The organism is Vibrio sp. Y10_XG_PY6, assembly GCF_024181795.1.
In the GTDB taxonomy this organism is placed as follows: Bacteria; Pseudomonadota; Gammaproteobacteria; order Enterobacterales; family Vibrionaceae; genus Vibrio; species Vibrio diabolicus.
The window spans coordinates 1,390,650-1,402,124 of the sequence record NZ_JAMZAQ010000001.1; the positions used below are offsets into that span (position 1 = coordinate 1,390,650).

The 11,475-nt window shown below is 45.2% G+C and carries 8 protein-coding genes; 2 read left to right on the forward strand and 6 right to left on the reverse strand.

What is annotated here, in order from left to right:
* Nucleotides 1–210: 210 nt before the first annotated feature.
* From NL644_RS06055 to NL644_RS06080, 6 genes are all read right to left on the reverse strand, one after another.
* Nucleotides 211–1,155, reverse strand: coding sequence for a hypothetical protein (locus tag NL644_RS06055; RefSeq protein ID WP_139060629.1), 945 nt, complete (start codon nucleotides 1,153–1,155; stop codon nucleotides 211–213).
* Nucleotides 1,148–2,140 (reverse strand): DUF2169 domain-containing protein, encoded by a 993-nt coding sequence (locus NL644_RS06060; protein WP_253658178.1) that lies wholly within the window; start codon nucleotides 2,138–2,140, stop codon nucleotides 1,148–1,150. The genes NL644_RS06055 and NL644_RS06060 overlap by 8 nt, the downstream gene beginning before the upstream one ends.
* Nucleotides 2,121–3,440 carry a hypothetical protein gene (locus NL644_RS06065; RefSeq protein ID WP_253658179.1) on the reverse strand — a complete coding sequence of 440 codons (1,320 nt, stop codon included), beginning with the start codon at nucleotides 3,438–3,440 and terminating at the stop codon, nucleotides 2,121–2,123. The genes NL644_RS06060 and NL644_RS06065 overlap by 20 nt, the downstream gene beginning before the upstream one ends.
* Nucleotides 3,441–3,551: 111 nt before the next feature.
* Nucleotides 3,552–4,034 (reverse strand): hypothetical protein, encoded by a 483-nt coding sequence (locus NL644_RS06070; RefSeq protein ID WP_182018675.1) that lies wholly within the window; start codon nucleotides 4,032–4,034, stop codon nucleotides 3,552–3,554.
* A 2-nt stretch (nucleotides 4,035–4,036) separates the two neighbouring features.
* Entirely contained in the window at nucleotides 4,037–6,115 is a 2,079-nt protein-coding gene (gene tssI / locus NL644_RS06075) for a type VI secretion system tip protein VgrG (protein WP_109169809.1), read from the reverse strand.
* Nucleotides 6,116–6,187: 72 nt separating this feature from the next.
* Entirely contained in the window at nucleotides 6,188–6,706 is a 519-nt protein-coding gene (locus NL644_RS06080) for an Hcp family type VI secretion system effector (RefSeq protein ID WP_005373415.1), read from the reverse strand.
* Nucleotides 6,707–7,163: 457 nt separating this feature from the next.
* On the opposite strand from NL644_RS06080, the gene tssH reads away from it, so the two are divergent.
* Both tssH and NL644_RS06090 read left to right on the forward strand, forming a co-directional pair.
* Nucleotides 7,164–9,842: a type VI secretion system ATPase TssH gene (gene tssH, locus NL644_RS06085; RefSeq protein ID WP_253658180.1), complete on the forward strand. Its 2,679-nt coding sequence runs from the start codon at nucleotides 7,164–7,166 to the stop codon at nucleotides 9,840–9,842.
* Nucleotides 9,829–11,460: a sigma-54-dependent Fis family transcriptional regulator gene (locus NL644_RS06090; RefSeq protein WP_253658181.1), complete on the forward strand. Its 1,632-nt coding sequence runs from the start codon at nucleotides 9,829–9,831 to the stop codon at nucleotides 11,458–11,460. The genes tssH and NL644_RS06090 overlap by 14 nt, the downstream gene beginning before the upstream one ends.
* Nucleotides 11,461–11,475 lie beyond the last annotated feature (15 nt).

The following is an 11,475-nucleotide window of genomic DNA, read 5'->3' on the forward strand; positions in this document are numbered from 1 at the left end:
ATTAGAGTTGAATAATATTTTCTTGAACATACTTGTATCAAGGCTAGTATTTAAAACAAACAGTAAGCCTATTATTTTAGTTATTATTACTAACTTATTAGAGTTTTTTACTTACGCTTTCACTGCATCAGTTATACGCTTTTTCATGATACAAACGTAAACCTAATAATATGAGTGTATTTTCATTGCCATTTGATCGATGAGTGCCTACTAACATTGCAGCAACTGGAGAATCCCCTTGTCACCATGAAAGTCAAACATTAACAACGTGGTTGGTTGCCTAAAATGGTGATCTCTGACCGCAAAGGCGATTAAGGCTAGAGAAGAGCAACTGCCCATCGTGCCCCACAACTCATTGATAAGCTGCGGTTGTTCTGGGTTCGTGAATCGTTCTGCTTTAGCCCCCAGAGCAAAGCCGTAATCTTCCGAGTGCATGCGAAGGTTCGTCATATCGGAATACACTTCACCAAATGAATCGAGCTTTTTACTCGCACGTTGAACAAGTCGAAACATGCCTCTTCGGTCTGAAGTGTTTAATTCCGTATCAATGTAGCCAAGCTGCGCTTGAGGCTTAAGTTTCAATGTCTCTATGGTATTTCTGCGACAAAGAATTAAACCTGCCCCACCCTCGCTCGGAATAACGCCCCATGGATTATTCGTACTCATTACCATCGCATCGTCGATGAGTGTTTGCATCGAATTCACCAAGGAATCGACACTGATACACATCATGGCATCATATTTATCCAATGATTTCATGGCCTGGAGAACGAAACTAGGCCCACTGGCATGAACTGCATTCACCACAGAGAGAAAGTCAGCGTAGTGACTTTCACCAAGCCATTCTTGCACCTTTACTAGTGAAACAGACGCAGGCACCGCTATAAGCAAAGGTATTGGTCTCAATGAACGTGGTAACTGCGCTAACAATGAATCAAGCAAGTGGGTTATTAACTCACACGTTTTCTCAAACTGCTCAATTTCTTTGGTGTATTCGATTTTTGCGTAAGTAAACCGCTCGATACCATCATCCCCTACACATTGGTCGAATCTTCCTAAATCAGCATACGAAACTGCACTGGCAATATCTAAGTTCATACCAGTTGGTGTCATCACTTCCATACCCAACACATAGCGACCTGTTGAATTATGCATGCTCGCTTACCTCTTCCAACTTAGTGATCGATGTCGACACCAACAAATGCTCTTTACCCTGACAAGGAAACGCAGCGGTGTAACTGATTGATATGGTTTTCTTTTCAGCATCAACGAATAAGGTGTACATCGCCATATCAACTTGATAGCTATCGTTATTAAAAACGGCAGTTGCTCGATATTTCTCTTTAGGAATGCGGAATGAAAGCGTGTCATCATGACAAAAGCCACTCATCATCAAACGCTCCCCCCCACGAAGAAAGCCTTTGCACTGCTGATCAATAGGCGCGCTTTGGAAGAACCGCTTATCAAAATCGAGTGGCAACATTGGCTTGCGGTTCTCAATCCAATCGTCATCGAACGTGCCGGCCAGCTTCTGGCGCGACTCAAAGAACGGAGGGACTGGCCCGAACCCCGCAACGCGTAGTTTTTTCGCGGCGGCACTCCAGTCCTCTCGAGGATAAAAAACCGAGGGTACTTTCTGTTCAAGCAATTCTTTGTTGGAGTCAGCAACCCCACCACCTATTCGGTTACGTAAATCACCGCCTACCGCGCAAGTGTAATCAATGTCTTTTTCAATAAATGGGATTGGATTACTCAGCGTGATACTGCCAGCATGCTCAACCCATACGCGTTCCCCGTGAATAGCGAGAGTCTTATCGATATGACCATCAATCAGCACACGACACTCTTGGTATGTCACTGGCTTTTTCGCGTAGCTGCGCGCTTTGCCGTAAACAAGTACATCTGTGTTTTCTTTGGTATACGCGAACTCGTGGTCAACTTTCATCGCAGAGAAGCCTTCTTCGCCCAAATATTGGGGGTCATCGAAGATTTCACTTTCACCTAATTCGTGCCAAACCACACCATCGAATTGCCATGTGCGTTTGGCGACCACAACCCAGACTTCATCGCCGTTTTCGTCACGTTGAAAACGACCTTTAAGTGATAGCTCAGGGTGCGCCTCAATATCCCATAACTGCATTGCTATTCCTTAAGTTGAATCGTTCGCTCGCAGAAGGTGCGGCCTTTAAATTGTTAAAGTTCCAGTCTTGTTGATGAATCGGCATTGCCATATCCCAAGGCACGTAGGCTCTGGATTGAATACAGAGTTGACGCCATAGCCAATCGCGGAACAGCACATCAACGTTAGCATCTTGCATCGCAGCTAACGTAGACTCGAAGCTCAATGCGTAACCCAAGCGGCTTGGTAGATTTTGGATATATTTTTCATCTTCCACCCACTCATTGAGAAGATCGACGATCTCTTCCCATTCATACTCGACACCAACATCTTGCGGAGTCAGAGGAAGAAGTTTTCCGTAGACGACATACAAGGCTTGAAGCCAAATTTCACCCTCTGCTTCCTCTAGGCTTTCCAAGTGCTCGATGATTTGGGGCATCAACTTCCAATCACCACTCAGAGCATAATCAACAGGTGCTAATGGAGAAGAGATATCAAACGCCTCAAACTCTTTTAACTCAAGCAACTTGGCATAAGTGAGCACTTGCGCTGATGGTAATCCACTTGGTTCGATGCCAAAGCACTGACGGAACCAAGTACCTCTGTCACGTTTGGTAATCAAACGTTCAAATAGGTATTGTTCGCTGCCTGCATTGTCATTGAGCCAATCAATCCCCTCTTTTACGTCTTGTAAAGCGAGCAGTGGCAAAGCAACTTGAGAGCTAATGATGCTGGCTTTGTGCCAGCGCTTGATGAGAGAAACACCTAATGTTTGACGTACACGTAAGCATTCAAAGTAAAACACACCGGATGCCGCATTACCCTCAATAAGCTCCGAAAGCGTGCTATCCATAGATTCAACCGGAGATTGCACGGCAACGACCATTGCAGTTTTAGCGTCAATATCTTCGAGTAAACTCAATCCGCACAAAAGGTTATCCAACTCTGAGCCCAACTCGCCCTGTAGCATCAGCCAGCTGTAGATTTCTGGCTCCTGGCCTCTTAACTGATGAATCAACCCCGGTGCTAACCGATAAAACGACAAGTACACCTCCTTCAGTTCTTCAATTTGGCGTTCGATCAGTTTGAGATACTCCAACTCACGACTTGGATAACCCCTTTTGTGAATTTGAACTCGCTGCCTGATTAAAAACCCGATACTTTCAGAAGCAATGGACAGCTTTTCATTACAGAAATCCAGCCATGTTACTGGCAACTGGGAAAGATCGTTCACAGCACGCTCAGCTTTTGCTAACGCGCCTTCGACTTCTTGATTGGTTATGGGTGCCTTTAGGTGCTCGACACCGATTCTTTGTCGCATCTAGTTATCCGTTATTAGCGTGCCATAACGCGATTGCAATTAGTTAACTCGAAGTAATTAGCTCACTCGGCGTGACTTGTTAACACAAAACCATTAGCTAACGCGATGTAACTAGTTAATTGCGATCGTTCCGCCTTGAATTTTTTGTGCTTTTTCTGCTTGAGAAGTGACGTACTTCGCTTTAGTGGTAATTCGTCCATCACGCCCGCTATAGCGAGTTTCTGTCTCACCACTTTTGACTATCAACTCTTGTTCTGTCTCGATCACCATCTTCTTCGCTCGCAGTACAAACTCATCAGAGTCATCCAGAATAGAGAAGAAAATGTCCGTCACAAGAGGCAAGCTTAAGTCGTCGTTCAAAAACTCAACTCGACAACTTAATCGATTATCGATAGCCATTTGCAGTTCAGAACGACGAAAGCCACGTCCTAGTCTCGCAGTGAGTGGCTGCTTAAATGGGTTACCATCAAAATCAACTCGCACACTGCCCGTAGACTCATTGATAGCCACTATTCTTCCAAAACGCGAAAAGCAAGCCGTTGATTCGGCTTGCTGCTCTGATATTACTTCTGTTGTAAGAGGTTGTTTTTCCATTGTTAGTTAACCACTACGTTGCCACCTTTCACGACGACTTTGTCACTGCCTTCGATCGTAATAGCCGAGCCTGATAACTTTATTGAACCATCACTGTTCATCACTAAAGAGGAACCACCCGTTTTCAATACAATCTTGTCGCCACTGATAATTTGCGTCGCACCATCGGCTTTATAAGCGGTGTTACCTTTCACTGATACCGTTAAGTTGCCACCAACCGTCTGGTTATCATCCGCACCAATATCTGAACTCTTGGACGCACCGATAGTAAGGTTACTGTTTTCACCAATATCTAAGTCATCATTTTTGCCGATCTTAGTCGTACGGTTATCACCAATTTCTAAGTCAGAATTGTTTTTCACATACTGGGCTTCGTTCGCGTTGTATGTGACGGTAACGTCTTGCTCGACTGTCTCGGTAAACGTACTGTTTACTTGTGTCGTTTTATGCCCATGAATGGTTTCTTTATGGTCACCATGAACTTCATTCGTTTGGTGACGTGCAACCTTCAAGAATTCATCTTGACCGATATCACGGTAACGGTTGTTGAGCACCTTGGTCGACATGTCTTTTTGAGCGTGAATATAGACTTCTTCTTGGTTCGCTTCGTCTTCAAAACTCAACTCGTTGTAACCTGTTCCTTTGTGCGTTTGCGTGCGGAACGTGGTACGAGTTTTGTTTTCTGGCAAAGAGTACGGTGGGAAATGCAAACCGTTGTAAACTGCGCCCGTAACTAACGGACGATCTGGATCCCCCTCAAGGAAAGTCACTACGACTTCATGGCCAATACGCGGCAAGTACACTGCGCCCCAAGTTGGCGCCGCCATGGATTGGCTTACGCGGATCCAGCAACTTGAATGTTCATCGTTATCGCCATAGCGATCCCAATGGAACTGTACTTTCACTCGACCAAGTTTGTCGGTGTAAATCTCTTCACCTTCTGGTCCTACAACGACCGCCGTTTGAGGGCCATCAACCACTGGTGCTGCTAGTTTAGGCGCTTTAAAAACCACATCACGTGGAATACATGAGAACTGGTTGTAGTAAGTGGTTGGCATACCACTCGCTTCATCTTCATGCACTTGCGGATCTTGCCCTGTGTGCATTACAGACAACATGAGGTAATCGCGGTTAATCTCAGAACGTGGGTGGTCACTGACGTTAAAGCTGTAACCAGATGCTAAGCGCATTACGTCACTCGTTGCTTCCACTTGTTGATTATCGACTATGTGTTCCGACATCCACTCCGTGGTTCTCACTTGGCCCATCAGCGGGTCAACGTATCGTCCAGGATAATCAAACTGCTTGAGATCTTGGTCGAGCTCGCCAGCCTGTGTCATCTCTTGTGGAATTTTAGGGTGTTCGTAGTTGTAATCTGTGTACGTAACCTGTCCCGTTCTAACGCGGTTAACTAACTCGAGATCAGAGATATGTTCGCGATCGGCAACACCGCCACCATCGGCATGATAAACAATCGGCCCAATGTATGAAGCATTTAGTGGTGAGCTTATCAAAGGTGCAATCGCGTCATTACTGTCGACAATGACCATCGTATGATTTGAATCGCTATGGTCAAAGTAATACCACATACCGTGTTCAGCCATCATGCGCTGCACGAAGTGCAAGTCAGACTCACGATATTGCAGAACGTATTCTTTTGGAGGATAAGTACCCGACACTTCAAATCGGTAATCGGTGACTGCCCCATCATCGAGTACTTCTGTGATGATGTCTTGCGCTGACTTTTGCTGGAAAATACGACAATCTTGGCGCTGAGATAAGAACCAAGCTTGAGGAACTAAAACTAATTGATAACGAGAAAAACGACGTCCAGTCCCTAAGTAACGAACTTCATTCACCACGCCGTTGAATACGCGCGCAGCACCTACACCTTGTCCATAAAGTGTCAGTGTTCCTGCTTTACGTATTAACTCATCAAACGAGATATCTGGATCAAGTGAAAGTAATGAGAGATTGATGTGGAAAGGCTTAGATAACTCTTCATGAACATGAAAGCTCTCGACCCGAAATTCATGCCCACATCCAGGCACTTCAAATTTAAATTCTACGTCATTCACCATATCTTTTACCTGATACAAATAATCGAATTAGGGCCAACAATCGTTGGCCCTGAATCTTTACGCGACGAGCAATTAAGCTTCGCGTGGAGCACGCCAGTCGTCGTTACCCGCAGTACCACAGTTTTCGTGAGTTACTTCGATCGCACGGTAAGTGAACTTAAGCACTTCTTCTGTCACGCGGTCAGCTGTTGCTGCGTCTTGACAGTGGTTCATACGAGTTTGGATATCGACAAGTAGCGCATCAATCAATTTGATTGAGTAGTAGTGCTCTTGTTTACCTTGAACTGAAGTACGGTAGAAGCGGATCACACACTCAGGAAGTTTTTCGCCAGATACTAGTGCGTTGAATAGTAGTGGAGATGAGCGATCTTGAACTTTAGTTACAACAAGTGGACGGTGTACACGTTGACCAGTTGGCTGACCACTTTGTGGATCACGTGGAACTGTTAGCACGTGATCAAGTTCTTGTACTAGGAACTCATCAACGTGAGCTTCTTGCCATGTGTTACCTACTGAATCTGCAGAGTAAGTATCTTTAGTAATATGGCCTTGAGTCTCACCTTGGATAGACATATATGCTGGAGTTGGCATCGCTATTTCCTTTTCTAAAATCTGTTTTGTTTAAATCACCAAATCGCTTATCACCGCGACTACTTGCTATAATCAAAGTCCGTGCCAACTTTAAAAAACACAATAAAAACAACAATTTAGACAAATTAAGACATTATTCACTAATATATTGAGTACAATTTATTGGATAAAAAACCAAAAAGTTGGATTAAGATAATAATAAATTGTTCTAATTTTAAAAAGTGAAAATAACCATATAAAACTGTGTAAATAAAGTCATTAAAACTAATAAATCCGACACTTTTACTATCAATTAATTTAGAATAACAACGTCATTAAAATAACCACAAACATTAATGTCACAATAATCATTAAAAATAACCAACAAACGATAGTCAAAATATCTTGATAAAAAAAGAACGCAATCACTTTTAGTATAATAGCCGCTACCTCTTTTCCTCTAAAGAATAAAATGGCTATGATAAATATAAACCTTTCTTCATTAATTCAGCGTCTACACCCTATTGCAAAAGTAGCATTAGAAGACGCCGCTGCACTTGCAGTCTCTGAAAAAGCAAACGAAGTTCAAATTGAGCATTATTTACTGAGTCTATTAGAAAGGCCAAATAGTGATTTTGACGTCTTATTAAGTCATTTTGATTGTTCTGAGAACTTATTAAGACAATCGGTTCGATCCACGCTCGACACCAACGCCAAAGGAAATGGCAGCAAACCTGTTTTTTCTGCTTTATTAATCGAATGGTTGCAAGAAAGCTGGCTGGTTTCTTCTTTAGATCTATCCGAAATACAAATCCGCTCTGGCGCCCTACTCCTTACTCTTGTTAGCAACCCTCTCCGTTACGGCCAACATGGTTACGCCTCTATCCTTGAAGCGGTAAACCCTGACAGCCTTAAGCGTAACTTTGCAGAGCTAACAAGCCACTCTATTGAGGCGCAAGTCGCGACTTCAGAGAAAACACAAGCTCGTGAAGATGGTTCAGCACTGAGCAAGTTCACAACCGACTTCACTGGTAAAGCACGCAAAGGCGAAATCGATCCTGTTTTCTGCCGCGACCAAGAAATTCGCCAAATCGTGGACATTCTTGCTCGTCGCCGGAAAAACAACCCTATTGCTGTTGGTGAACCGGGCGTTGGTAAAACAGCGGTAGTAGAAGGCTTGGCACTTAAGATTGTACAAGGTGACGTACCAGACAACCTTAAAGGTGTTGAGCTTTACGGCCTGGACATGGGTCTTCTGCAAGCTGGTGCGAGCGTAAAAGGTGAATTCGAAAAACGCCTAAACGCGGTATTGGATGAAGTGAAAAACTCGCCAACTCCAATCATTCTATTCATCGATGAAGCACACACCCTTGTTGGCGGTGGTAACCAAGCAGGCGGCAGCGACGCGGCAAACTTGCTAAAACCAGCCCTAGCGCGTGGTGAAGTGAAAACCATCGCTGCGACAACATGGTCGGAATACAAGAAGTACTTCGAGAAAGATCCTGCCCTTGCACGTCGTTTCCAATTGGTGAAACTCGACGAACCATCTCCGGAACAAGCAGCATTGATCATTCGTGGTCTGCGCCCTGCTTATGAAAAATCACATAACGTTTACGTGCGTGACGATGCTATCACTGCTGCGGCAGCACTTTCTGCTCGTTACATCTCTGGTCGTCAACTGCCAGACAAAGCGATCGATGTACTAGATACGGCGTGTGCACGAGTGAACATCAGCCTTAATGCCATTCCTGCTTCTGTAGAGACACTGCAACAAGAACTTGCAGCCCAACAGCGCGAGCTTGAAGCACTTGAGCGTGATGCTCTGCAGCAAACTGGCGACAAGCACAGCCTTGCTAACATTCCAGACCTAAAACTGGCAATGGAAACAACGAAAGAAGAGCTAGCAGAACAAGAAGCGCAATGGCACAAAGAAAAAGAGCAGATCCAAGAGATGATTGCTCTACGCTCTCGCTTGCATGAACTGGTCTTTGGCGAAACAAATGAAGAGGAGCTTGTTGCAGAAGAAGATTCAGAACAAGAGCAAGACGTTTCTCCATATGCAGAAATGGATGAAGAAGCCGTTCGCATTGCAATTTCGGCCTGCCAAGAACAGCTAGATGCAATCCGCAATGGCAACCCACTAGTTCACTTTGAAGTGGGCCCAGATGAAGTCAGCCACGTGATCTCGGACTGGACTGGTATTCCTATGGGTAAGATGCTTCAAGACGAAGCAGAAACCACGCTAAAACTGAAAGAAAGCCTAACACAAAATATCAAAGGCCAAGAATACGCTATCGATGCACTGTCTGAAGGCATTCAAACCGCAAAAGCCGGCCTAGGTAACCCAGACGCACCGACAGGCGTATTCCTGCTGGTTGGCCCAAGTGGTGTGGGTAAAACCGAGACAGCTCGTGCGATTGCTGATCAAATGTTTGGTGGTGAGCGCTTTATGACGACCATTAACATGTCTGAGTTCCAAGAGAAGCACACCGTATCTCGCCTAATTGGTTCACCTCCGGGTTACGTAGGTTACGGTGAAGGCGGCATGCTGACAGAAGCAGTTCGTCAACGTCCATATTCTGTTGTTCTTCTTGATGAAGTGGAAAAAGCCGACCCTGAAGTGTTGAACCTGTTCTACCAAGTGTTCGACAAAGGCACGCTGAACGACGGCGAAGGTCGCACCATCGACTTCAAGAACACGCTGATCATCATGACCAGTAACCTTGCAACGCATGAGATCGAATCTTTGGTTCATCAATCAAAAGACATCGATGCAAACATCATCGCAGAAGCTATCCGCCCTACTTTGAACCAACACTTCAAACCGGCGCTATTGGCACGTATGTCTGTGCTTCCGTTTGTTCCGCTGTCTGATGAAGCAATGACAGAAATTATTCACCACAAGCTGAACAAAGTTTCTCAGCGTCTACAGAGCCATCACAAGTTGTCGCTAAGCTACGAAGAAAGCTTGGTTGAGTTCGTACTAGGTAACTGTCGCCTTGCTGAAACAGGCGCGCGTAATATCGACGCGGTCATCAACCGTCAGTTGCTGCCGCAACTATCGACTCAGCTATTAGTGCATGACAAGGATGATTCACATACGCAAATCGAAGTGTCTGTCGATGAGCAAGGAACACTAACCTATGCGTTCAGCTAACCATAGCGAACTTAGTAACGCCCTACTTGCGATCAGTCAGTCTTTGGCTGATCGCAGCCAGCTTACCCAAACGTTGGATGCTGTGTTGACCGCTGCGAGACAAATGACCCTCGCAAAGCACGGCATCATTTATGTTTTGGACCAGACTGGCCAGGCGTTGATTCCAAGTACCGCTCACCATAACGATAAAACAATCGTTTCCCACCCTTGGGAAGCGTTGCAGTTAGACTCAGCCAGTGAAAACGACCCATTTAACTTTGCCATTCGTAATGGTGAAGTGGTGTTGATTAACGAGTTGTATAAGTACAACGGCTATGACTGCGAAAGCATCTATCAAACTGAGCAGACACTGGGATTAAAAAGCGAGAACTTACTGGCTTGGCCTTTGATTGATAGCGAAAGCAAAACCATTGGGCTGTTAGTCTTACTCGATTTGAACGTCATCGACAACGAGGCAGCCTTGACGGAGTTTTGTCGAATGGCCGCGAGTAATATTCGCCAAGCTGTGTGGTTAGAGCAATATGGGCAAGTGATTAAAAATCTCAATGCCGACAATCAAGCCCTAGTGCGCGAGAACACTCAGCTCAAAAAACGTACCCAGAAAGCCTATCAAGGTCCTATTGCAGAGAGCGAAGAAATGCTCAATGTCTTGAATCGTCTTGATAAGGTGTTATCTCTTCCTGTCGACGTTCTATTGCGTGGTGAAACAGGCGCTGGTAAAGAGGTGATCGCTAAATACATTCACGAAAACTCTAATCGTTCAGAACAACCTTTGATCGTACAGAACTGTGCCGCAATCCCAGAGCAGTTATTAGAGTCAGAACTCTTTGGCCATAAGAAAGGCTCATTCACTGGCGCGGACAAAGACAAAGTCGGTTTGTTTGAAGCAGCCAACGGCGGCACGCTTTTCCTAGATGAAATTGGCGATATGCCAATGCTACTGCAGGCAAAGTTACTGCGTGTACTGCAAGAACGCAAAGTTCGCCCTATCGGTACCAGCAAAGAGATTGAAGTGGACGTTCGCGTTATCGCGGCAACACACTGTAACCTTATGCAGCAAATCAAAGATGGCGGATTCCGTGCCGACTTGTTCTATCGCTTGAATGTATTCCCGATTACATTGCCGCCCCTGAGAGCCCGTAAGTCGGACATTATTCCCCTTGCTGAACATTTCGTGCAACACACAACCAACACGCTAGGTTTGCCGCAAGCGCCAGGGTTAAGTGCCAACGTACGTAAACAGCTCCTTGCCTACCAATACCCCGGGAACGTTCGTGAGCTTAAGAACATCATCGAGCGCTCGGTGCTACTGTCCGATTTTGAAACCATTACTCACATTGAGTTTGGCGAACAAATCCCAGAAGATGTACCAAATATCGACATGAAAGCAGCCTCACCTACCCCAGACCAACCTGCTTACGAGCAGCAAGCACAAGCGGATTTAGAAGACGTTTCAAAGAGCCTTAAGGACGTCGTTAGCCAATACGAGCGTACAGTGATCATCGATTGCTTAAATGCCTGCAATTGGCACACCAAGAAGGCCGCTGAGCAATTGGCACTTCCAATGAGCACTCTCAACCATAAGATGAAGAAATACGACATTTCTGCTGCGGGTTAAGCGAGAAGCGAGAAG

Excerpts from the sequence above, each read along its gene's own strand:
- NL644_RS06070 (WP_182018675.1), bottom strand. The coding sequence starts at position 4,034 with ATGGAAAAACAACCTCTTACAACAGAAGTAATATCAGAGCAGCAAGCC.
- NL644_RS06055 (WP_139060629.1), bottom strand. The coding sequence starts at position 1,155 with ATGCATAATTCAACAGGTCGCTATGTGTTGGGTATGGAAGTGATGACA.
- NL644_RS06080 (WP_005373415.1), bottom strand. The coding sequence starts at position 6,706 with ATGCCAACTCCAGCATATATGTCTATCCAAGGTGAGACTCAAGGCCAT.
- tssI (WP_109169809.1), bottom strand. The coding sequence starts at position 6,115 with ATGGTGAATGACGTAGAATTTAAATTTGAAGTGCCTGGATGTGGGCAT.
- NL644_RS06090 (WP_253658181.1), top strand. The coding sequence starts at position 9,829 with ATGCGTTCAGCTAACCATAGCGAACTTAGTAACGCCCTACTTGCGATC.
- NL644_RS06060 (WP_253658178.1), bottom strand. The coding sequence starts at position 2,140 with ATGCAGTTATGGGATATTGAGGCGCACCCTGAGCTATCACTTAAAGGT.
- tssH (WP_253658180.1), top strand. The coding sequence starts at position 7,164 with ATGATAAATATAAACCTTTCTTCATTAATTCAGCGTCTACACCCTATT.
- NL644_RS06065 (WP_253658179.1), bottom strand. The coding sequence starts at position 3,440 with ATGCGACAAAGAATCGGTGTCGAGCACCTAAAGGCACCCATAACCAAT.